The sequence below is a fragment of the Streptomyces sp. CA189 genome (assembly GCF_056428985.1).
In genome coordinates, this window is sequence record NZ_JBWJVM010000009.1 from 1 (window position 1) to 22,636 (window position 22,636).

General features: G+C 73.7%; 19 protein-coding genes and 1 pseudogene. 11 read left to right on the plus strand and 9 right to left on the minus strand.

The window, feature by feature from the left end:
* Positions 1-27: 27 nt before the first annotated feature.
* Positions 28-2,493, minus strand: coding sequence for a YfhO family protein (locus tag AC061S_RS09805; protein WP_478685466.1), 2,466 nt, complete (start codon positions 2,491-2,493; stop codon positions 28-30).
* A gap of 365 nt (positions 2,494-2,858) precedes the next feature.
* Here AC061S_RS09805 and AC061S_RS09810 point away from each other — a divergent pair, with 365 nt between their 5' ends.
* Complete coding sequence (locus tag AC061S_RS09810) at positions 2,859-3,479, plus strand: L-threonylcarbamoyladenylate synthase (protein WP_478685467.1); 621 nt, start codon at positions 2,859-2,861, stop codon at positions 3,477-3,479.
* 79 nt (positions 3,480-3,558) lie between these two features.
* On the opposite strand, the gene AC061S_RS09815 is transcribed toward AC061S_RS09810, so the two are convergent.
* The 4 genes from AC061S_RS09815 to AC061S_RS09830 all read right to left on the minus strand — a co-directional run bounded on the left by AC061S_RS09815 (position 3,559) and on the right by AC061S_RS09830 (position 7,356).
* A complete protein-coding gene (locus tag AC061S_RS09815) occupies positions 3,559-3,810 on the minus strand; it encodes a hypothetical protein (RefSeq protein WP_266901859.1) in 252 nt (83 codons plus the stop codon).
* Between the two features lie 70 nt (positions 3,811-3,880).
* Positions 3,881-4,768, minus strand: a complete 888-nt coding sequence (locus tag AC061S_RS09820; RefSeq protein WP_478685468.1) for a hypothetical protein — start codon at positions 4,766-4,768, stop codon at positions 3,881-3,883.
* A 78-nt stretch (positions 4,769-4,846) separates the two neighbouring features.
* The gene (locus tag AC061S_RS09825; protein ID WP_478685469.1) at positions 4,847-6,229 is read right to left on the minus strand and encodes a uracil-xanthine permease family protein; all 1,383 of its coding nucleotides are present in this window, start codon (positions 6,227-6,229) and stop codon (positions 4,847-4,849) included.
* Positions 6,226-7,356 (minus strand): aryl-sulfate sulfotransferase, encoded by a 1,131-nt coding sequence (locus AC061S_RS09830; RefSeq protein WP_478685470.1) that lies wholly within the window; start codon positions 7,354-7,356, stop codon positions 6,226-6,228. The genes AC061S_RS09825 and AC061S_RS09830 overlap by 4 nt, the downstream gene beginning before the upstream one ends.
* A gap of 168 nt (positions 7,357-7,524) precedes the next feature.
* Between AC061S_RS09830 and AC061S_RS09835 the strand changes: the two genes are divergently transcribed.
* Positions 7,525-8,103 (plus strand): helix-turn-helix domain-containing protein, encoded by a 579-nt coding sequence (locus AC061S_RS09835; RefSeq protein ID WP_478685471.1) that lies wholly within the window; start codon positions 7,525-7,527, stop codon positions 8,101-8,103.
* Positions 8,104-8,155: 52 nt separating this feature from the next.
* Here the strand turns inward: AC061S_RS09835 and AC061S_RS09840 are convergent, their stop codons facing one another.
* Positions 8,156-9,349: an AI-2E family transporter gene (locus AC061S_RS09840; protein ID WP_478685472.1), complete on the minus strand. Its 1,194-nt coding sequence runs from the start codon at positions 9,347-9,349 to the stop codon at positions 8,156-8,158.
* A gap of 271 nt (positions 9,350-9,620) precedes the next feature.
* On the opposite strand from AC061S_RS09840, the gene AC061S_RS09845 reads away from it, so the two are divergent.
* The 7 genes from AC061S_RS09845 (at position 9,621) to AC061S_RS09875 (ending at position 18,589) form a co-directional block, all read left to right on the plus strand.
* Positions 9,621-9,992 carry a hypothetical protein gene (locus AC061S_RS09845; RefSeq protein WP_478685473.1) on the plus strand — a complete coding sequence of 124 codons (372 nt, stop codon included), beginning with the start codon at positions 9,621-9,623 and terminating at the stop codon, positions 9,990-9,992.
* A 173-nt stretch (positions 9,993-10,165) separates the two neighbouring features.
* Positions 10,166-14,116: an nSTAND1 domain-containing NTPase gene (locus AC061S_RS09850; RefSeq protein WP_478685474.1), complete on the plus strand. Its 3,951-nt coding sequence runs from the start codon at positions 10,166-10,168 to the stop codon at positions 14,114-14,116.
* 199 nt (positions 14,117-14,315) lie between these two features.
* Positions 14,316-15,164: a C40 family peptidase gene (locus AC061S_RS09855; protein ID WP_478685475.1), complete on the plus strand. Its 849-nt coding sequence runs from the start codon at positions 14,316-14,318 to the stop codon at positions 15,162-15,164.
* Positions 15,165-15,239: 75 nt separating this feature from the next.
* Positions 15,240-16,550: a serine hydrolase domain-containing protein gene (locus tag AC061S_RS09860; RefSeq protein WP_478685629.1), complete on the plus strand. Its 1,311-nt coding sequence runs from the start codon at positions 15,240-15,242 to the stop codon at positions 16,548-16,550.
* Positions 16,551-16,726: 176 nt separating this feature from the next.
* Positions 16,727-17,467 carry an NPP1 family protein gene (locus AC061S_RS09865; protein ID WP_478685630.1) on the plus strand — a complete coding sequence of 247 codons (741 nt, stop codon included), beginning with the start codon at positions 16,727-16,729 and terminating at the stop codon, positions 17,465-17,467.
* Between the two features lie 264 nt (positions 17,468-17,731).
* Entirely contained in the window at positions 17,732-18,304 is a 573-nt protein-coding gene (locus AC061S_RS09870; protein ID WP_478685476.1) for an HPP family protein, read from the plus strand.
* 99 nt (positions 18,305-18,403) lie between these two features.
* Positions 18,404-18,589 (plus strand): DUF6381 family protein, encoded by a 186-nt coding sequence (locus tag AC061S_RS09875; RefSeq protein ID WP_284717145.1) that lies wholly within the window; start codon positions 18,404-18,406, stop codon positions 18,587-18,589.
* Positions 18,590-18,658: 69 nt separating this feature from the next.
* On the opposite strand, the gene AC061S_RS09880 is transcribed toward AC061S_RS09875, so the two are convergent.
* Positions 18,659-19,009: a hypothetical protein gene (locus AC061S_RS09880; protein ID WP_243332017.1), complete on the minus strand. Its 351-nt coding sequence runs from the start codon at positions 19,007-19,009 to the stop codon at positions 18,659-18,661.
* Positions 19,010-19,128: 119 nt separating this feature from the next.
* Between AC061S_RS09880 and AC061S_RS09885 the strand changes: the two genes are divergently transcribed.
* A complete protein-coding gene (locus AC061S_RS09885) occupies positions 19,129-19,704 on the plus strand; it encodes a YdeI/OmpD-associated family protein (RefSeq protein WP_478685477.1) in 576 nt (191 codons plus the stop codon).
* Positions 19,705-19,737: 33 nt separating this feature from the next.
* Here AC061S_RS09885 and AC061S_RS09890 read toward each other — a convergent pair whose 3' ends face one another.
* Positions 19,738-20,931, minus strand: a complete 1,194-nt coding sequence (locus AC061S_RS09890) for a cytochrome P450 family protein (RefSeq protein WP_478685478.1) — start codon at positions 20,929-20,931, stop codon at positions 19,738-19,740.
* A gap of 115 nt (positions 20,932-21,046) precedes the next feature.
* Between AC061S_RS09890 and AC061S_RS09895 the strand changes: the two genes are divergently transcribed.
* Positions 21,047-21,811 carry a dienelactone hydrolase family protein gene (locus tag AC061S_RS09895; RefSeq protein ID WP_478685479.1) on the plus strand — a complete coding sequence of 255 codons (765 nt, stop codon included), beginning with the start codon at positions 21,047-21,049 and terminating at the stop codon, positions 21,809-21,811.
* 85 nt (positions 21,812-21,896) lie between these two features.
* Here the strand turns inward: AC061S_RS09895 and AC061S_RS09900 are convergent.
* Positions 21,897-22,607: pseudogene (locus AC061S_RS09900) on the minus strand (Ig-like domain-containing protein); the annotation flags it as partial.
* Positions 22,608-22,636 lie beyond the last annotated feature (29 nt).

Sequence of the window (22,636 nt, forward strand, 5' to 3'; positions counted from 1 at the left end):
GGGGCCGGCCACCCGGCTGCGAACAGCTCAAGCCCGGCGGGCCCGCCACCGCGTGCCGGCCAGGACCCCCGCGATGAGCAGCAGGCCCGTGCCGGCGCCGGCCAGGCCCGCGCGGAGCCCCTCGGGGACGTACGAGCACTGCACCCGGTCGGCGCCGCCGGATCCCAGGGGGACGCCGATCAGGCCCTGGTACGAGACCGGGGCGCGGGACGGTCCTCCGTCGACCGAGCAGCTCCAGCCGGGGGACGCCGTGGTGGCGAGCACCGCCGTACCGGTCGAGCCCTTGGGCAGCCGGGCCTCGACGCCGTGTCCGCCGGCCGTGACCTCGGTGGCCCCGCCCGCCTTCAGCCCGGCCACGGCCGCGTCGAAGGCGGCCTGGTCCAGGCAGCCGAGCGCGTCGGGCGGCAGGACCTGGCCGTCCTGCGGGGTGCGCACGGAGAAGGTGAAGCGGCCGTCGGCCGGCACCGTGCCCAGTTCCCTGACCGGGGCGCTGACCACGGGCGGCCTGCCGACGAAGCTCTCGAGCCGGCCGGTGCCCTCGGCCCGGGCGGTCGCGAACAGGTCGGGCGCGTGGAGGAAGGCCCGGGCCCCCGGGGCGCACCGCCCCGTGAACACGGTCCAGCTCTCCGGGCCCTCGCCCTCGGTCCTGGTCAGGGCGAAGCCCCGACCGGCCGCCGGCGCGGGTGCGGCCGGGCCGCCGGCGTGGGCGAGGGCGGGCACGGTGTAGATCCTGGCGCCGAGGGCGGCCTGGCGCCGGGCCCAGACGGAGCCCTCGGGAGCCCCGTAGGCCTGGTCGCCACCCGGTGCGCGGAGGGTGACCAGGGGCGGGGCGGGCAGCGTGCGGACGGTGACGCCGTCCTCGCCGACCCGTTCGAGGACGGTGCCGATGCCGAGCAGGGCCCGCAGCACCGGGTCGCCCACGGGCCACAGGTGGCGGCCGCCCATGGCCTGGCCGAGGCCGAGGCCGCGCAGTCCGCGCGCGGTCTCCACGCTCACGTAGCTGCTGTAGTAGGCGCCGCCCTGGCCGCCGACCAGCATCGCGTCGTTGTTGGTGACGAAGAGGCCGGACCCGGCGTCGGCGCGGGTGGCGGGCCAGTTCTTGTGCGCGTCCAGGGCCTGGTGCGCGCTCTTGCCGAGCTCGGTCATGGTCTGGGCGCGTGCGGGGCCGCGCCGGAGGGGGTCGTTGGCGACGGAGTTGCCGTAGACGGAGTGCATGGTGCCGGCGAAGACCGAGACGGCCAGCAGCAGCATGACGCCGATGCGGGCGGGGCGGCGCAGCCCACGCGCGTAGAACAGCAGCAGGGCGATGGTGACGGCGCCGCCGGTCAGGACGCCGGTGAGGGCGTGCCCGTTGACCGGCGGGAGGTCGTGGGTGGCCGCGACGAGCAGGGCCAGCAGGCCGGCGCCGCCGAGCAGGGCCCGGGGCCGGGGCATGTGGGCCAGGCAGATCCAGGCGGCCATCGCCAGCATGCCGCTGAGCACGAAGGACTCGCGGAAGGGGGCGCCGTGCGGGAGGGCCCCGCCCTGCCAGAGCTTGGCGGTGGGGGTGAGGACGAAGGAGACGCCGGTCAGCAGCATGAGCGAGAACCAGGCGAGGCGTTCGCGGACGCGGACCTTCGACTGGAAGGGCAGGGTCAGCACGAGGAGGAGGACGAGCACTCCGGCGTAGACGTTCGGCGTGGCGACGCGGACGGGATGGGTGCCCGGTATGAGCATCGAGAGGAAGGCCAGCGCATCGATGTCCACGCTGACCACGTACAGCTCGGTGGGCTGGGCCCGGCGGTTGGCGAAGGCGCACACCAGGATGGCCGGAGCGGCGAGGAGCAGTCCGGCGCCGGTCATGGTGGCGGCCCGCCACAGCGCCCGGCCGCGGGTGCGCGAGTCGGTTTCGGCGAGCAGGAGCCGTAGGAGGAAGACGAGCGCGGTGGCCGTGGTGGCCATGGCGGCGGTGTAGAAGTTGGCGTACCAGCACACGGCGACGAAGAGGCTCCCGAGGACCCAGCGGCGGCCGGTCAGACACCAGTCGGCGGCTATCCCGAGCAGGGGTATCGCGACCAGGCCCCAGGTCCACATCGGGACGATGGTGCCCTCGGCGACTCCCCAGCCGCAGACGGCGTAGCCCACGGAGAGCAGGGCGCGCAGCCAGGGCGAGCCGGGTCGCAGGCGCCCGAGGTACACGGTCATCAGGGCGGCGGCGAGGCCCATGCTGCAGAGACTGACGAGGTAGACGGAGAGCTCTGCGTGCTGGCGCGGCAGGAGGCCGGCCAGCAGGGAGAACGGATTGCCGAGATAGGTGAAGAAGTCACCGAGGAATCCGACGCCGTAGCCGCTCTGCCAGTTGAAGAGCAGATCGCCCTCGGCCCGGCCGTGCAGGAGGTCCCAGAGGCGGGTGTGGAACGGAACGTATTGGTGGCGCAGGTCGTTCGTGGCGCGCGGGACGGACCCGAAAGGGTAAACGCCGCGCGCGGCGAGACCGGCGCTGTAAGCCGCCATGGATATGAGCGCGGCCGCGAGAGCGGAAAGGAATGCGATATTCCGCTTGACCCCGCCGACCTGGGACGCGACCTCTCTGCGACCTCCCGTGGAGAGCGGCTTTCCGGCAGGCGTGAGTGAAGTGGCGGTCATATGTGGCAAACCCTCGTGCGTGACTAATCGGCCACGGACAGGCCGCCGATTCCCGCACCCTATGTACACCGCCGAAGAATTTACGCACCCGACGCAACGAATATGATCGCAATCACGGGAAAATACGGTCCGAGCAGGATAGAAAATGGACAATCGGCTGGTTTCTGCTCGACCCGTCCTCGGGGAGCACCCGGCCCGAGTGCCGGAACCACCGGATCCCGTAGGCTCGACGGATGGCAAAGTACTTCGACGTACACCCCGATAACCCCCAGCCCCGCGCCATCGGCAGCATCGCCGACGGCATCCGCGCCGGAGGACTCGTCGCCTACCCGACGGACTCCTGCTACGCGCTGGGCGCCCAACTGGGCAACCGTGACGGTGTGGACCGGATCCGGTCCATCCGGCAACTCGACGACCGCCACCACTTCACCTTGGTGTGCGAGAACTTCGCGCAGCTCGGACAGTTCGTCATCATCGACAACGACGTCTTCCGCGCGATCAAGGCATCCACCCCCGGCAGCTACACCTTCATCCTCCCGGCGACGAAGGAAGTGCCGCGCCAGCTCCAGCACCCGAAGAAGAAGACGGTGGGCGTGCGCATCCCCGACCACGTCGTGGTCCAGGCCCTGCTGGCCGAACTCGGCGAGCCGCTGCTGTCGAGCACGCTGCTCCTGCCCGACGAGGAGGAGCCGATGACGCAGGGCTGGGAGATCAAGGACCGGCTCGACCACGTCGTGGACATGGTGGTCGACTCGGGCGACTGCGGAACGCTGCCGACGACGGTCATCGACTTCTCCAGCGGCGAGGCCGAGATCGTCCGGCGGGGCGCGGGCGACACCGCCCGCTTCGAGTAGCGGTTCGGCCGGCGTTCGGGCGGCGTTCGGGCGGCGTTCGGGCGGCGGGCAGGCCGGGCCTGCCCGCCGGGACGGCCTGTCAGGTGGGCGGGTACAGGACGGGCTTGAGGCCGTAGTCGAGCTCGGAGCCGTCCACGAGGAGTGCTTCGACCGTTCGGGTGCGCGGATCGATGTCGGCCACCATCCCGTCACCCGAGTAGCGGGGGTAGCCGGAGGCGCCGTTCTGGCCGGTCGGTGCGACGACGGCCGAGCGGACGGCGTCGTCGGGCGACCCCTCCACCACGTGCTCGGGCACCAACAGGATCTCGAAGGTCTGCGGTTCGGTACTCATCCCCCGACGCTAACCGGCTCCCGCCGATCATGCCGTCCGGCGCGGGCCGGGCGCAGCGGGTGCCGCCGCCCTACGCGCGCCGCGCGCCCTCCCCCGGCCCGGCCGTCTCCGCCCCGGCTGCCGAGGGGTGGCGCAGCAGACCGCGCGCCCACCGTTCGTTCAGGCCCGCGAGGAAGCCGACGGCTCCCCAGAAGAACCAGGTCGTGACCAGGGCCCCGTGCTCGGCGCCGGAGAGCGGGCCGGGCCCGCACAGTTCGGCCGGGGTGGCCGGCGGGGTGAGGACGGTGAGGATCCCGCCGGCGACGAGCAGGTAGAGCGCGGTGGCCAGGAACCACCCCACCACCACCCGGTACCAGCCCTCTTGGCGCAGCGCCCGGCACAGCTGGACCGGATCCGCGTCCGGGCCGGCCCCGCCCGGACTGTCGCGGATGAGCTGCCGGGGATCGCGCAGCCGGACGATCACGCTGAAGACCGCGCCCATCGCGCCGCCCGCGAAGCACACCAGGGCCCCCGCCAGGGCCAGTCGCGGCGCGCAGCCGAGCTCCACTCTGAAGATCCGGGGCACCCACGCGCCCACCGCGAAGACCACGACCAGGATCACCGGGCTGACCACGATCCCGCACGTCAGGCCGGTGTTCAGGCCCCGCGCCGCCGCGGTGGCCGTATCGGCTTCGAGCCGTGCTCCGGCCTGCGCGACCGCCGTCTCCAGGCGGGCCACGTCCGCTCCCTGGGCCACGGCGCGCAGGGCGCGGAGCAGTTCCCCGGTGACCGCCGCCCTCGTACGCCGTTCGAAGGCCCGCTGCGCGGCCGTGTGCAGGTGGTCGAGGCGGAGCATGAGCTCCGGTTCGGCACACCACAGTTCCCGCAGCCGCTCCGGATCGATGTCGGGCACCTCTTCCAGTGCCCGTATCTCCCCGTCGGCCGCGCCGTCGAACCACTCGCGCACATCGCGCAGCATCGGCTCCCCCTCTTCGCACAGCAGTTGTACCCGCCTTCGACGCGCGAGGATAGCCACCGGCCCGGCGGACCGCCGCCGTCAGTCCTCGGGGCCGGCCTTCCGCGGGGCCGTCCCGCCCGGCGGCTCGGCGCTCCCGAACGCGCGGAAGAGGGCGTGGAGGAGGACCGCGGCGAGCGTGCCCGCCACCACCCCGCTGCCGAGGACCGTCCGGGCCCAGGTGGGGAACCCCTGGTAGAGGTCGGGGGCCACCACCGGCAGCAGTCCGGCGGTGAGGGCCAGCGCGATCACGGTGGAACCCCCGCCGGCGCCGGGCGCCGTCCGCCCGAGCATGTCGACGCCCATCACCGCGATGATCCCGTAGATCACCAGGGCGGATCCGCCCACGACGGGCGCGGGGATCGCGGCGAGCAGCCGGGAGACGGGGGCCAGCAGGCCGACGGCGACGAGCAGCACTCCCGCCCCGGCGGTCACGAAGCGGCTGCGGACCCCGGTGAGCCGTCCGATGCCGATGTTCTCGGCGCTCGTGACCATCAGCGAGGTGCCGAACAGCCCGCCGAACACCGAGACCAGCGCGTCGGCCCTGGCCACCCGGGGGACATCGCGTCCGGGGTCGCTCTCGCGTCCCACCGTCTCGCTGTTCAGCACGGTCTGCCCGGTGATCTCGGCGAGGGTGGTGAGGCTGAAGACGAGGAGGGGCAGCGCGGCGAGCACGTCGAAGTGCGGTGCGCCGTACGGGAGGAGGTGCGGGAGGGTCAGACCCCCGTCGGCTCCGTGCACGGGCGCGAGGTGGCCGAGGCCGGTCGTGAGGGCGATGAGGGTGCCCGCGCCCATGCCGAGGAGCACGGCGGTCTGCCGCCAGATCCCGCGCAGCACCATGAGGAAGAGCACGGTGGCGGCGATGGTCGCGCCGGCCAGCACCACGGCCGACGGCGCGGCGTACCCGGGGCTGCCGGGGCGGCCGGTGACCAGCTGGGCGGCGACCCGGATCATGGCGATCCCGATGAGCAGCACGGTGATGCCCATGACCACGGGCGGGAAGAGCCGTACGACCTTGGCGTAGAAGGGCAGGACCGCGAAGAGCAGCGCCGCGGCGAGGAGCACCGAGCCGGTCGCGGTCGCGGGGCCGTGGTCCTTGGCTATCTGCAGGAAGAGCGCGGTGGCCGCCCCGCCGGGGAGCATGACGAACGGCAGCCGGGCCCCGAACCGCCACAGGCCGAGGGACTGGAGCAGGGTGCCCGCACCGCAGAGGACGAGGGTGGCGCTGAGCAGGGAGGCGGTGCCGGCCGAGGTGAGGCCGAGGGCCTGGCCGGTCAGGAACGTGGTGGAGACGGGCGCGGCCACTATGGCCAGTACGTGCTGTGCGGACAGCGGTGCCAGCCGGCGCAGCGGCAGCCGCTCGTCCACCGCACTGACCGGGCTCACCGGACCCGCCGCCGCGCGCTTCGTGGAGGCGGCGCTCACCGGGCGGCCTCTCTGTCGAGCCAGGGCAGCTCTTCGGCGGTGTAGCGGTAGGCGCGGAAGACGGCGTTGGGTTCGGACGGGAACAGGCCGCGGACCTCGGACTCCTGGTAGGCGCCGAAGTGGGGGACGACGTACTCCCAGCAGAGGTAGCCCTCCGGGGTCACCTCGAAGAGGCGGCCCGACGGGGAGTCGGTGACGAGGGTGTTGCCGCCGGCGAGGCGCTGGGCGCTGCCCATGAACGGGGCGAAGAAGGCCTCGCGGGCCGGGTCGTGGTACTCCCAGACGACCTTGCCCGAGGAGCGCTCGATCTCGATGACACGGGAGTAGGGGACGTCCGATCCGGGCCGGAAGACGCCGTTGTCGAACACCAGCACCCTGCCGTCGGCGAGTTCGGTGGGGGCGTGCTGCTGTGAGACGACTCCGGGTTCGGTGCGCCAGAGGATCTCGCCGGTCCCCCGGCTGATGACGACCACGGCGGAGACGCTGCGCAGGCTGGCGAGGACGTTCCCGTCGGCGAGCGGTACGACGCTGTTGATCAGCGGCCAGTGTTCGCGCGCGTAGTCCGGGTGCAGGGCGTATTCGGCCCGGTCGAGGTGTTCGGCCGCGCTCCAGGACCAGCGTACGGAGCCGTCGGCGTCGACCTCGGTGATGGTGTCGGCCCACACCGTGCCGTCGGCCGCCTCCGAGCCGGGCACCCCGCCGAGCACGCCCGCCGCGTCCGCGCCCCGCAGCGGTTCGAGCGCGGTGTAGAGCACGCGGCCGCCGCCGAGGTGGTGGGCGTCGTGGTGCTGGAGCGGATCGCGGTGTTCGCGCAGGACGGTGCCGTCCGGGGCGGCTTCGAGCATCACGCCGCCGCGGTACTTGTGCCACATCGGGAAGAGGGCCTCCTGGCCTGGGAGCACCCCGCTGTAGGCCAGGTTCCCGTCGTCGAGGATCCGGGCGTGCCGGCCGGGGCGGTAGGGCAGCCGCCACTCGTGGACCACCTCGCCGTGGATGTCGATCAGGTACACCTCGCCGGTGCCGGTGAGCGGGGCGTAGAGGGTGTACCCGCCTTCCGAGGCGGCGGGGTCGAGGGCGATGAGACCGGTGCCGCGGCGCCGGCGGAAGTTCTGGTCGACCGGGGGCATGCTGTCCTCCTGCGGAGCGTGAAACTTTCTTTGATGCAAGCAATCTCCTTTGAAGTTAGCGGCGCATTGTTGCGGCACTGTGAAGGGAGTGCGAAGCCCGCGGCGAGGTGCGGGAAGATGATCGTCAGAGGCGGAGAACGACGAGCGGGGTGCGGGGTGGGCGGCCAGGTGGAAGACGAGACGTCCGAGCGGAGGATCGGCGCGGGCATCCGCAGACGGCGCAGGGCTCTGGACCTCACCCTCGCCGAGGTGGCCGCGCGCAGCGGGCTGTCCTCGCCCTTCCTCAGCCAGATCGAGAACGACCGGGCCCGCCCCAGCATGCGTTCGCTCCAGCGGGTGGCTGACGCCCTGGACACCACGGCCGTGCAGCTGCTGGCCGCCGGGGAGACCCCGCGCCGGGTGGACATCGTGCGGGCCGACGCCGATCCCGGGCTGGATCCCGGGCTGGATCCGACCGCCCGGGTCCGTCCTCTCGTACGCGGCCAGCACCAGATGCACGCGCTGGAGTTCAGCGGGGACCACGGCGCCGACCGTGCGTTCCGGCACCGCAACGACGAGTTGATGTACGTCGCCGACGGCTCCGCCGAGGTCGAGGCCGACGGGCGGACCCACCGCCTGGGCCGCGGCGACACGCTGTACCTCACCGGCGGGGTGGAACACCGCTGGCGGGCGCTGGAGGCGGGCACGCGCGTGCTGCTCGTCGCCGTCGCCGACCACGTCGAGGCCGTCGTGGACCCCCGCGGCTGAGGCGGGACCCGCGGGGGCCTCCCCGCCGGGGCGGCTCCGGGTCGGCTCCGGGTCAGAACCGCGTCGGCTCCGCGTCAGCCGTACGGGCCTTGCGCAGGGACTGGTGGACGGACCAGGCCACCGAGACCAGGGGTACCGCCACCACGGCCCCCACGATCCCGGCGGCGATGGCTCCCGCGACCACCGACAGGGCCACCACCATCGGGTGCAGGCGCACCGCCCAGCTCATCACCAGGGGATGCAGCAGGTGCCCTTCGATCTGGCCGATGACCACGATGAGCGCGGCCACCAGGGCCGCCACGAGCGGTCCCTTGGTGGCGAGGGCGACGACGGCGGCGACGCCGAGGGCCACCGGGGAGCCGATGAGCGGGACGAACGCGGCGACGAACTCCAGCAGGGCGAGCGGGACGGCCAGCGGGACGCCGAGGAGGTAGAGCGCGATGCCCACCAGGACGGCGTTGGTCGCGGCCACGAGCACGATGCCGTGGGTGTAGCCCGTGAAGGTCCGCCACGCGGCGCGGCCCGCCCCGGCCACCCGTTCCCGTACGCCTTCGGGCAGTTGTCCGCAGAACCAGTTCCACTGCCGGTCCCCCGAGTGGATGAAGAAGACCGAGCAGAACAACGCCAGGGCCACCACGGTGAGCACCGCCACGACCTGTCCCGCCCCGCTCAGCGCCGTGCTCAGCAGGGTGGAGCGGTGGCTGGAGAGGTAGCTGCCGATCTTCGACTGGACATCGCTCAGGGCGTGCGAGTCGAGCCGGAAGGGCGGACCCTGGAGCCAGCTCTGGATCCGGCCCAGCCCGTCCCGGAACTCGCGCACCAGCGCGGGCCATTCTCCCGCGACGGCCTCGCCGACCAGGGCGAGGGCTCCGAGCACCAGGATCAGGCTGCCGATCAGCGCGCAGGCCACGGCGAGCCCGCGGGGCATCACCCGGGCCAGCAGCGCGGCCGGCGGGCGCAGCATGGCCGCCGCGACCAGGCCGAGGAAGAGGGCCAGGGCGATCTCGTGGAACCGTCCCAGGACGGCGAAGACCGCGTACGCCGCCGCGCCGACGACCAGCAGCCGCCAGGCGTACCCGGCGGCCGTCCGCAGGGCCGGAGCCACCGGCGCCGCGGCGGCGGCCGCCCGTGCGGCCGGGGACACCGCCCGCACAGGGGTGCGGTCCCGGCCGGTCCGGGCTTCGGCGCGGGGGCGGCCGCCGGGCGGGAGCCGCCGGGCGGACCGCGTCACGAGTCGCCTGGTCATGTGCGGCCGCACCTCCGGGGTGTGTTGGTCCCCTCGGGCTATCACCCCGGCGGCGGCCGCCCCGTGCGCCGCGCAGCGCGTTCGCCCGAAGGCCTCATCCGCGCTGGGCCGAAGGAGCAGGCACGGGCGTTGCCCCTGCGTCGACGAGTTCGCTGGTCACGGGGGGTTTCCCGGGCCGGGCGGCCGACGGGCGACGGGAAACCCGTCGACCCCGGTGCCCGCCGGGGACAGGCTCTAGGTGTCAGCACGGAGCAAGACCCGAGGGGACACCATGCGCAAGATGATCCGCGGCGCCGCCGCGTTCGCCACCGCCGCGGCCGCCGTCGTCGCACTGAGCGGAGCCGCCGGAGCGTCCGGCGCGCAGCCGGCCGACACCTGGGCCGGCTGCCCGGACGGGGCGGTCTGCATCTACCCGCAGAACCAGAACCCGGCCGTCAGCCCGAGCCACGTCTTCTACAGCTACGGGGCCCACAACCTGACCAACCAGTTCGGCAACCACTGGGTCCTCAACAACCAGTACGGCGGCGCCACCGCACGCCTGTGCACCGGCTCCAATGGAGCCGGCTGCGGCAACCACATCGCCCAGGGCACCGGGGTCTACGCCGACCTCGGGCCGATCAACTCGATCACCCTCAACCGCTAGCGGCCACGGGCCGGTACGCCCGTTCGCCACCCGCAAGGACGTTCCGGAATCCGGCCCGCGGCCGGGCTCCGGAACGTCTCCGTTTCACGCCACACCGCACGAATGGCCGGTCGGGCCTCCGACCCCCGCGCTAGCCTGGGCACCTGCCTCTCACAGCCTGGGCGCACATTGCCATGGGGGACGTCTTGGGGGATCCGGACCGCGCGAGCGGGACCGCGGCGGCCTTTCCCGCCCAGTTGCGAAGGCTGCGCGTGGAGCGCGGCCTCTCGCTCAACGACCTGGCCCGCCGTACGCACTACAGCAAGGGCTACCTCAGCAAGATCGAGACCGGTGCGAAGCCGGTCACCCTCGATGTCGCCCGCAGCTGCGACCGGGTCCTCGGGGCCGAGGGCGAACTCCTGCGGCTGGTACCGGAGAGCGAGGAATCCGGCCCCCCGGCCGGATCCCGCGCCGAGCCCGCCGGCCCTCTCGGTACCCCCGGCCCGCCCGGCCCGCCCCACCAGCGCGGTCCGCAGTCGGACGGCGCCTGCCCCTACCGCGGCCTCTCCGCGTTCACCCCGCAGGACGCGCAGTGGTTCTTCGGCCGGGAGCGTGCCACGGCCGCCCTCGTCGGGCGGGTCCACGACCGGCTCGGGCACGGCCCGTTGCTCCTCGTCGCCCGGTCGGGCGCGGGCAAGTCCTCCCTGCTCAGCGCGGGTCTGGTACCGGCCCTGCGGCGCGGCGGATTCCCGGTGGCGGGTGCCGACGGCTGGCCGGTCGTCAGGTTCACCCCCACCGCGCACCCCCTGCGGGAACTGCTCGAAGCCACCGTCAAGGCGGTCGGGGGAGATCTCGGCGTCACCCCGGGGCAGTTGGGCGCACACCCGGAACTGCTGCTCGAATCCGTCCACCGGCTGACGTACGGCGCCGGCCCCGGCCCCCTGCCCCTGGCCCCGCCCCCGCCCCTGGCCGACGGACGGCAGCTCCCGACCGTGCGGCCGGTGCTGCTGGTCGACCAGTTCGAGGAGCTGTTCACCCTCTGCTCCGACGAGGAGGAGCGCCGCGCCTTCGTCCGGGTGCTCCTCGCCCTGGCCGCCTCCCCCGCCGGGCCGGCCGGTGCCGGATACGAACCCGCCGTCGTCGTGCTCGGCGTGCGGGCCGACTTCTCCGGCGAGTGCCTGGACCTGCCGGAGCTGGCCGCCGTGTTCAGCGACGGGCTGTTCGTCCTGCCGCCGATGTCCGTGGCGGAGCTGCGGGAATCGATCACGCGCCCGGCGGAGCTCGCCGGGCTCGTACTCGAGCCGGGACTGGTCCCGCTGCTGCTGCGCGACGCCGGTGTACGGGACCCCGTGGCACGCACCGGCGCCGGTCCGGACGCCTGGCCGGGGGAGGCTCCCTCCAGCGCCCTGCCCCTGATGTCCCACGCCCTGATGGCCACCTGGCAGCGGCGCGAGGGGTCCACGCTCACCGTCGCGGGATACGAGTACGCCGGCGGCATCCAGGGCGCCGTCGCGCGCAGCGCCGAGCAGGTGTTCGCCCGCCTCTACCCGGCGGAGCAGCGGATGGTCCGGCGGCTCCTCGTCCGGCTGGTGCACATCGCCGACGGCACGGGGCCGACCCGGCGCCGGATGAGCCGGACCGCCCTGCTGGAGGGACAGGCCGACACCGCGCGGGCCGCGGCCGCCCTGGACGCCTTCGTCCGGGCCCGGCTGATCAGCGCGGACAGCGAGACCGTCGAGATCACCCACGAGGCCCTGCTGCACGCCTGGCCCCGGCTGCGCGGCTGGATCCACGCCGACCGGGCCGGGCTGCTCGTCCACCAACAACTGGCCCAGGCCGCCGACGAATGGGTGCGCGAGGCCCGCGACCCGTCCGTGCTCTACCGCGGGAGCCGGCTCGCCACCGCCCGCGCCTGGGCCGACGAGCTGGACGGCCGCAGCCGGCTGGGCCCCCGGGAGGCGGCCTTCCTCGACGCGAGCCGGGCCGCGGAGGAGGCGCGCCGCCGACAGGACCGGCTCCGGGTCCGGCTGCACCAGCGGATGCTGGCCACGCTCGTCGTCCTGCTCCTGCTGGCCCTGACCGCCGGCGGGGTGGCGTACCAGCAGCGCGCGGGGGCGCTGGGCCAGGAGCGGACCGCCCGTTCCCAGGCACTGGCAGCCCGGTCGCTGTCCCTGTCCGCCGGACAGCCCGAGGCCTCCATGCTGCTCGCCGAGGAGGCCTACCGGGCCAAGGCGACGCCCGAGGCGCGCGGCGCCCTGCTCAGCACCCAGTCGCAGCCCTTCCTGGCGCGGCTCGGCGGGCACGGCGGGCCGGTCAACGCCGTGGCCTTCGCCCCGGGCGGCCGGCTGCTGGCGACCGCCGGCTCCGACGGGCGGGTGCTGGTGCGGCGGGTGGCCGACCGGAGCACGCTCGCCGCCTTCACCGCGCCCGGCCGGGTGCGTACGGTCGCCTTCAGCCCCGACGGGCGGACCCTGGCGGCCGGTTCCACCGACGGCCCGGTCCGGCTCTGGTCCGTCGGCACAGGAGGATCCGGCGGCGGCCCCGTGTCGGTGCTGCCCCCGAGCACGGCGGGCGCCCGGGCGGTGGCCTTCGCCCCCGACGGCGGCACCCTCGCCATCGCCTCCGCCGACGGGACCATCCAGTTGCGGGACCCGGCCGGGGATCACCGCGAGCGCGCCGTCCTGACCGGGCACACCGCACGGGTCAACACCCTGGCGTACGCCCCGGACGGCCGGAGCCTCGTATCGGCCGGGGCCGACGGGACCGTACGGCTGTGGGACACGCGGCGGGCGGAGTCGGCCGCCGTTCTGGACGGGCACACCGGCGAGGTGCTGGGCGCCGCCTTCGCCCCGGACGGCCGTACGGTCGCCACCGGCGGTGTCGACCGTACGGTGCGGCTGTGGGACGTCGGCGGGCGGCGCGCGGCCGCGACGCTGGCCGGGCACAGCGACGACGTCAACTCCGTGGCGTACACGCCGGACGGCACGACCGTCATCAGCGGGGGCGGCGACGGCACCACCCGGCTGTGGGACGTCCGGGGCGGCCGGCTCACGGCCACCCTCGCCGGGCACACCGACTACGTGCTCGCCGTCTCCGTCGATCCGGCGGGATCGGTGCTCGCCACCGCCGCGTTCGACCAGTCCGTCGTGCTCTGGGACCTGCGCGGGCCGGTGCTGACGGCGCGCCCGTTCACCGAGGTGTGGCACGCCGCGTACAGCCCCGACGGGAAACTGCTGGCGACGGCCGACACGGACCACACCGTGCTGGTGTGGGACGTCGCCCGACGGCGGGTTCTGGCCACTTTCGCGGGGCACGCCGAGACGGTGTTCTCGGTGGCCTTCGCCCCCGACGGCCGCACCCTCGCCTCGGCCGGAGCCGACGGCACCGTACGCCTTTGGGACACCGGCACGCGCAGTCTGCTCGCCACCCTCACCGGGCACACCGGGACCGTGTTCTCGGTGGCCTTCGCCCCCGACGGCCGCACCCTCGCCTCGGCCGGAGCCGACGGCACCGTACGCCTCTGGGACACCGGCACGCGCGGTCCGCTCGCCACCCTCACCGGGCACACCGACTTCGCCAACGACGTGGTCTTCAGCCCCGACGGGCGGACCCTGGCCAGTGCCGGGGACGATCTGACCGTCCGGCTGTGGGACGTGGCCGGGCGTCGCCCGCTCGCCGCGCTGAGCGGGCACGCGGGGGCGGTACGGGCCGTCGCGTTCGGCCCGGACGGGCGGACCCTGGCGAGCAGCGGCAACGACGGCACCGTACGGCTGTGGGACGCGGAGCAGCGGCGCGTCACCGCGGTGCTGACCGGGCACACCGGCTCGGCGCGGGGCATCGCCTTCTCCCCCGACGGGCGGACCCTCGCGAGCAGCGGCAACGACCGTACGGTGCGGCTGTGGGACGTGCCCGGACACCGGCTCCGGGCGGCGCTGTGGGGCCACACCAACGCCGTGTGGGGGGTCGTCTTCTCCCCCGACGGGCGGACCCTGGCGAGCAGCAGCAACGACGGCACCGTACGGCTGTGGAACCCGGATCCCGGAGCCCGGCTGGCGCACATCTGCCGGACGGTGGGCCGCCTCGGACCGCGCGAGCGGCAGGCACTCGTGCCCGGCCTGCCCGTGCGGGCTCCGCGCGGCTGCTAGGCCGCCTCCTTCGGTCTAAGCCGTACGGGGTTTCCCAAGGGGTTTCCCGTTGCCCGTTCGGGTGGTGCCGCGTCCGGGTCTCGACGGGGCGCGGAGGCGGCCGACAGGCTGGTCCACGGATCCGGCGCCGACGGCCAAGTGCCTTTCGGACGGCCGCGCTTCTCCCCCTACCGTGCCGCGTGAAACGAGGTCTCCCACCGTGCTGCGCCGAACAGGTCTCATCGGAACGCTCCTCGCGCTCCTGGCCGTACTCCTCTGCACCCCCGCCGCCCCGGCGGCCGCCGACAGCGGTTGCCGGGTCCTGGCCGCCGGTGCCTCGGCGGCGGCCGAGCGCGCCGTCGCCGCCGCCTGCGAGCAGGTGGGAAAGGGGGTCTGGTACAGCTGGGGCGGTGGCCACGGCCCGGCGCCCGGTGCCACGTACGGGCAGGTGGACCCCACCGATCCGGCGAGCGAACACGATCCCGAACGGCTCGGCTTCGACTGTTCGGGGTTCGTCCGCTATGCCTACGCGCAGGCCACCGGCTCGGACCCGCTCGACGGGGTGGCCAGTGCGCAGTACTACACGCACCGCGCGGCCGCCCGCTTCACGGCCGCCCAGGGGCTCGCTCCCCTGTTCCCGGGCGACTTGCTGGTGTGGGGGACCTCCCGGGACCTGCACCACATCGCCCTCTACCTCGGCGCGGGCAAGATGGCGGAGGCCCGGCAGTCGGGAACCAAGCTGATGGTCAGCGAGGTCACCGACGCGCGGCTGTCGAACGGCTATTACGGGGCGGTCCGCGTGGACACCGGCCCGGTCACCGGAAACGTGTTCCAGACCTGGGGCGCCGGCGTCTGGACCAAGGAGCGGCCGGCCACGGCGGCCGCGCGCGTCTACGCCTTCCCCGGCCCGACGACGATCCGCGTCGAATGCCAGAAGCACGCGGAGTCGGTGACCTCGGACGGCTACACCAATGACGTCTGGTCGTATCTTCCGGACTATCGGGCATGGATGACGAACATTTACGTCCGCGGGTCGGCTTGGCTGGAAAACGTGCCTACCTGTCGTTGATCATCCGTAAGGTCGGAAACGACCAGCAAACCCCCCACGCCGGCCCAGCCGGCCCATTCGAGGAGCAACGTGCGCCTGTCCGCGTCCCCGTCGTCCCCGTCGACCTCGTCGACCTCGTCGCCGCTCTCCCGCTCACGGCGCCTGGCCGTCGGCGCAGCGCTGCTCGCCGTCGTGGCCGGCGGTACGCTGCCCGCCACCGCCGCCCACGCGGCGCCCGCGCCGGGCTCCGCCTTCGGGGCCACCGCCCAGTCGGCCGTAGTGCCCGATCTGGACGCGCTGACACAGGCCTTGCGCAATACGACGGCAGCCGGGGCCCCCGGGGCGATGGCCCGCTTCACCGGTCCGGACGGGGTACGGACCCGGGTGGAGGGCGTACGGGACCGGAGCACGGGCGCGGCGATGGACACGCGGGCCCGCTTCCGCATCGGCAGCGTCACCAAGACGTTCTCCTCGGTCGTCCTCCTCCAACTGGTCGACGAGGGGCGGATCGAGCTGGACCGGTCGGTCAACGCCTACCTTCCGGGCCTGCTGCCCGACGACCGGATCACGGTGCGCCACCTGCTCACCCACCGGAGCGGCCTGGCGGACTACACGAACGCGATGTTCGAGCACACCGTGCCCGGCTTCGAGGCCGTCCGGAACAAGGTGTTCACCTACAAGGAACTCGTCGGCCTCTCGCTCGCCGAGCCGAGGACCACCGAGCCCGGGGTGGCGTACAAGTACTCCAACACCAACTTCGTCGTGGTGGGCATGCTGATCGAGAAGGCCACCGGGAAGCCGGTGGCCAAGGAGTACGAGCGGCGCATCATCAAGCCGCTCAAGCTGAAGAACACCTCCTACGTCCACCCCGGCACGGCCATCAAGGGTCTGCACGCCAACGGCTACCTGCACCCGGACGAGGCCGGCGCCCCGCTGGTCGACTCGACCGAACAGACCGTCTCCTGGGCACAGTCCGCGGGCGCGATGATCTCCAGCGCGGCCGACCTCAGCACCTTCATGTCCTCCCTGCTCGGCGGGAAGCTGCTGCGTCCGGGAACGCTGGACGCCATGCTCACCGTGACCCCGACCGACGCCACGAACACCCGGTTCTACGGGCTGGGCCTGCGCCGCTACGACCTCTCGTGCGGTGCGCAGGTCTACGGGCACACGGGCACGGTGCAGGGCTTCTACACCTACGCGTTCACCACCCGGGACGGCAAGCGCTCCCTCTCCGCCATGGCGAACACCTCCAACCGGGGCCAGGCCAACACCGCCCTCGGCGGCACGCTGGAGGCCGCCTTCTGCGGTAAGGCGCCTGCCCCCGCCGCGGCCGCCGGACCGGCCACCGCGCGCGGCTTCGCCTTCGCCCCGGCCGCGGCGGAGGCGGACCTCCCGGAGAACCGCTGACGGTGATTCCCGGACACCGGGAGGCTCCCGCCCCTTGGCCTGGGGGCGGGAGCCGGGAAAGCTGAACTCCGCATTCCCACACGGGCGTTGCCCGTGTGACCGATGAGGAGGACACGATGGCCGCTGCACCGCCCGTGAAGCTTTCCCGCAGGGGGCCGGGCCGGCGGGCCCGCAGGATGCTCGCCGTCACGGCGGGGGCCGCCGCACTGGTCCTCGCCGCCCCGGGCATCGCGTACGCGGCTCCGCCCCCGGCCCTGCCCGCCAACGCCGACGGGCTGGAGCAGACCTTCCAGCCGGCCTACGACTACGACCGCGACGGCTGCTACTCCAGCCCCGCCATCGGCCCGGACGGCACCATCAACGGGGGCCTGAAGATGGGCGGCGACGTCAACGGCCAGTGCCGCGACCTCTCCGACCTGAACAACACCAACGGCTACTCCCGCGCGAAGTGCAACAACGGCTGGTGCGCCGTCATGTACGCGCTCTACTTCGAGAAGGACCAGGTCTCGCTCGGCCCCGGCAGCGCCGGGCACCGGCACGACTGGGAGCACGTGGTGGTGTGGATCCAGAACAACCAGGTCGCCTACGTCTCCACTTCGGAGCACGGGAACTTCAAGGTGCACGCCGCCTCGCAGATCCGTTTCGACGGCACCCACCCGAAGATCGTCTATCACAAGGACGGCTGGAGCACGCATTGCTTCCGTGCCGCGAACTCCAACGACGAGCCGCCGGAGAACCACAAGGGGACCTGGCAGTACCCCACGCTGGTCGGCTGGAACGGCTACCCCGCCGGACTGCGCGACAAGCTGAGCCAGGCCGATTTCGGCAGCGCCCTGCTCGGGATCAAGGACGGCCAGTTCAACGGCCACCTGGCCAAGGCCAAACCGGCCGGGATCCCCTTCGACCCCTACGCGTGACGGCGGCCGGAGGTGGGCGCGCACCGCCGGGCGGGCCCGCGGGCGGGTGCCGGAAGGGCTCCGGATAGGGTCATGTCGGGAATGCGCCGCCCCCGCCACCCGGGCGAGGCGCGAGGTCGGTCGGCCGTCGATCACGGCATGCCCGCACCGCGCGGTCCAGCCGCGCGGGCATGCCGCGCACACCGCGCCACCGTGACGCGGCCTCGCCCGCCCCCGTACCGCCCCTGCCCGGCCGACGGCCGCCCTGCCCGGAAACCTGCCGCCATGAGTACCGCGCTCCACCCCGCTTCGCCCCCCGACGCCTCCGGCGCCCCCGGAGCCGAAGCCCCCGAGGCACCCCGCCGCCGGATGATCGGCGGCCGTGCCCCGGCCCGCCCCACGCCCGCCGCCGCGATCCACAGCATCAGCGCCGCCACGGCGGTCCTGCTGTGGCTCGTGGCGATCGGAGCCATGATCCACGAGCCGATCCTCATACCCCCGCTGGCCGCCAGCGCCGCCCTGGTGCACAGCGCGCCCGCGCTGCCCCTGGCGCAGCCGCGCGGGGTGGTCATCGGCCACATGGTGGGGGCCGCCGTCGGCTACGGCGTGCTGGCCGTGGCCGGAAGCAGCGCCTGGGGGGCCGCCTTGGCCGCCGGTGCCACGCTGGCGCTGGTCATGGCCGCGCGCACCCCGCATTCACCCGCCTGCGCCACCGCCGTGGTGGTCGTGCTCCAGACCCCGGTGGCGGCCCGGTTCGTCCCGTTGCTGTTCGGGTCGACCGTCCTGATCGTCCTGACCGGGTACGCGGCCTCCCGCGTGCGCCGCAAGGCGCCGAGGTATCCCGCGTACTGGTGGTGACCGTGCGTCACCGCGGGCGGCGGTTCGAGATGCGCTCCGGGTGTACTGCTGGTTCGCTGAAGTCCGCCCGGCGTCCCCCCACAGCGCCCAGGAGTGATCATGAGTGCAGGCGAATCCCACGGCCGGTCCCGGCAGCTGCGCGACAAGGCACAGGAACTCGACGAGGCCGCCACCCGCTCGACCGACCCCGACGAGAGCCGCCGGCTGCGGGACAAGGCGCGCCGCCTGCGCGAGCAGAGCGAGCAGGAGCGCGTCATCGACGACCCGGGGATGGACCTGCGGTAGACCCGGCCGGCCGCGTCCCGGCTACGGAGTTTCGGGACTGCTGACCTACAGACCTGCTGACCTACGGACCTACGGGGCCACGGCCGCCGCGGGGGCCTCGTCGAGCTCCCACGCGTGGCGCTTGAACTCGCGGACGAAGTCGGCGTGGTCCTCCCACTGGCGGGCGATGCCGCGCAGCACGTCCCAGTGGTGCTCCACCGCCTGGTCGATGACCCGGCGGACCGCCGGCTCGGCCGTCTCCCGCTGCTCGATGAGGCCCTTGGCCACCGAGGCCTCCAGCGCCGCGTTGCGCAGGGCGCGCAGGGCGCGGGAGGTGTCGTCCATCCCGAAGCCGTTCTCGCTGCCCGTCTCCTCGGCGAAGAGCGGGGTGAGCCGCGCCTCGATGAAGGCGGTGATCCGCTCGAAGTGGCGTACGTCCATCGGGGGCTCCATCTCGGGTCGCTGCGCTGTCCGGCGCGGACCGGGCCGCGCCGGCGATCATTATCCCGCAGCCGGGTGCCCGCTCCGCTCCGGGGGGCGCGGGCATTAATCTGACCCGTATGGACGAGCTGGACGGCGTGGAGGTCATCGCGTTCGCCGATGCCGGGGCCTTCGAGGACTGGCTGGCCGGGCACCACACCCGGCACGAGGGCGTGTGGGTCAAGCTGGCGAAGAAGGCGTCCGGGATCGCTTCGGTCTCCGCGAACGAGCTGGTCGACATCGGGCTGTGCTACGGGTGGATCTCCGGGCAGCGCCGGTCCCTGGACGAGCGGTACTACCTGCAGAAGTATGTGCCCCGCAGGCCCCGGAGCCTGTGGTCGCAGGTCAATGTCGACAAGGTGACCGAGCTGACGGCGCTGGGCCGCATGCGCGAACCGGGCCTCGCCGAGGTGCGCAAGGCGCAGGAGGACGGCCGCTGGGCGGGGGCCTACGCCTCCCAGCGGACGGCGGCGGTGCCGCCCGACGTCACGGCGGCCCTGGCGGAGAATCCGGCGGCCCGGGAGGCCTTCGAGGCCCTGGACCGGACCGGGCGCTACCTCGTCGTCCTGCCCCTCCTCCAGGCCCTCACCCCGGAGACCCGGCGGGCCCGTCTGGAGCAGGCCGTACGCCTCCTGGAGCGGGGCGCCGCCGGCTGACCAGGGCCGCCGGCCGGCCCGGGGCCGCCCGCACTACCAGCGGAGCGGGAGGCGGCTCACCCCGTGCATCAGGCTGCCCGGCAGCCAGGCCGGCGGGCCGGCCGCCGGGTCCTCGGCCAGGTCGGGGAAGCGTTCGAGCAGGGAGCGGATCGCGATGCGGCCCTCCATGCGTGCCAGCGGGGCGCCGATGCAGAAGTGGAGCCCGTGGCCGAAGGCCAGGTGGCCCTGCGGGGCGCGGCCGATGTCGAACGCCCCGGGGTCCGCGAAGCGGGCGGGGTCGCGGTCGGCGCCCGCCAGGGAGACGAGCACGGTGGCCCCGGCCGGGATGGTGGTGCCGCCCAGGTCCAGGGATTCGCGGGCGTAGCGGTACGTGGTGGGCTGCACGGGGCCGTCGTAGCGGAGCATCTCCTCGACCGCCCCGTCGAGCAGTCCGTCGAAGTCGCCGCGCAGCGCGGCCAGTTGTCCGGGGTGGGCGAGCAGGGCCCGTACGCCGTTGGAGATGAGGTTGACGGTGGTCTCGTGGCCCGCGACCAGCAGCAGGAAGGCCATCCCGACGACCTCGTCGGAGGACAGGGAGTCGCCGTCCTCGTCGCTGGTCCGGATCAGCGCGCTGAGCAGATCCTCGCCGGGCTCCTTGGCCTTGGTCTCGATGAGCTCCGCGAGGTAGCTCCCCAGCTCCCGGTGCGCGTCGCTGTTCGAGGCGCCCGAGGTGGGGGCGACGATCTCGTTGGACCAGTACCGGAACCGGGCCCGGTCCAGGTCGGGGACGCCGAGCAGCTCGCAGATCACGGTCATCGGGAGCGGGAACGCCAGCGTCTCGATCAGGTCGCCGCCGCGCTCCGGCCCGGCGGCCATCGCGTCGAGCAGCTCGTCGGTGATCTGCTGGACGCGCACCCGCATGCCCTCCATGCGGCGCGCGGTGAACTCCCGGGCGACCAGGCGCCGCAGCCGGGTGTGGTGCGGCGGATCGGATTCCAGCATGTTGGAGTTCACGGCGTTGGCCTGGGCGTCCGGGAACGTGCCCGAGGTGCGCCAGTCCTTGGACAGGGCCGGGTGGTTGAGCGCGCGGCGCGCCTCCTCGTGCCCGACGACCATCCAGCTCGGCTCGATCTCGTCGGCGGCGAGGACGATCTGGTGCACGGGCCCCGCCGCACGCATCCTCTCGTAGAACGCGTACGGGTCGGCATCGAACTCTTCCGCGCTGGCACTGATGTCCACTACGGGCATCGGACCACGGTACGCCCCCAGTTGGGAACCGGTAGGGGCGGTTTCCGGACACTTCGGGGCAAGAGCCCGATCACGGTAGTCTGCGGCCTTCGCCATACGAAAGAGGGGGACGGCCATGACGACCGCATGCGAGGTAGTCAGGACGACGATCGACGTCGGCACTCGGGACGGCACCGCCGACGCCTATCTGGCCCGGCCCGACGGCGAAGGCACGTACCCCGGGGTGCTGCTGTACGTGAACGCCCTCGGGATCCGTCCGCACATCAAGTCGGTGGCGGACCGGATCGCGGCGGCCGGCTACGTGGTCCTGATGCCCAACCCCTTCTACCGCCACGGGCGCGCACCGGTGTTCGAGCTTCCGGAGTTCGTGGACCTCGGCCGGCAGCCGGAGCTCTTCGACCGGGTCGTCCCGGCCCTCGACTCGCTGACCGCCGAGCTGGCGATGCGCGACGCCGAGGCCTATCTGGAGCGGCTCGCGGGCCTCCCGGAGGTCGCCGCCGGGCCGGTGGCGATCACGGGGTACTGCCTGGGCGCCCGGCTGGCCCTGCTCACGGCGGGCACGTATCCGGAGCGGGTGGCGGCCGCGGCCGGCTTCCACGGCGGGTCCCTGGCCACGGACGCGGCGGACAGTCCGCACCTGGTGGCGCACCGGGTCACCGCCGAGCTGTACTTCGGCCACGCGGACCGGGATCCGTCGCTGCCGGCCGAGGAGATCGAGCGGCTGGGGAAGGCCCTCTCGGCGGCGGGGGTCCGCCACCGGGCCGAGGTGTACGAGGGCGCGGCGCACGGCTACACCCTGGCCGACACGAGCTCCTACGACGCGGCCTCGGACGAGCGGCACTGGTCCGCGCTGTTCGCCCTGCTGGACCGGACGTTCTGACACGCGCGGGCCCGGCGTCCTGCCGGGCCCGCGGTGCTACGGGGCTACGGGGCTACGGGGCTACGGGCTTACGGAGCCGGGGCTGTCATCGGCACTGGCCCAACCGGGGTCCGACGACCGTGGTTCCGGTGAGGCGCGGCGCCGGTTCGTTGGCCTCGCAGCCCAGCGGTCCGACGACCCGGCCGTCCGAGAACTCCACGCCTCCGGTGTTGGCCTCCAGGGTGACCGGACCGGTCAGCGTGTTGCCGGCGCAGACGGGGGCCGCCCCCGCATCCGGCGCGGAGCCGATCACCACGGAACCGCTGGTGCTCCGTACGCCGACCGGGCCGGTCAGCGTGGAACCGCAGAGGGACACCGCGAGCGCCCCGTCCGCGGAGAGCGCACCGGTGACGCGGCCGTCCGACACGGACAGCGCGCCGCCGGGCCGGACGGTGAGCGGACCGCTCTGGCTTCCGCCGGAGGCGATGCAGACCGATTCCCCGGCCGCCACGGTCAGCGGCCCCCGGTGGTCGGTCGTGATGCAGGGACGGCTGAATCCGACGGTGATCTCGACCGGTTCACCGGTGGAGCTCGCCGTGTGGTCGGCGTCCGGGGTGTACGTGGCGCTGATCCGGTGGGTGCCGGGGCGCAGGGAGCTCGTGGTGAAGCGGGCCCGTCCGGCGTCGAGCGCCACGGTGGCGAGCGGGGTGGTTCCCTCCCGGAAGGTGACGCTGCCGCCCGGGGTGGCGGCCGGGTGTTCGGAGCCCGTCACGGTCGCGGTCAGGGCGACGGCTTGCCCGAACAGCGGAATGGTGGTGTCCGTGGTGAGGGTGGTCGAGGTCCCTT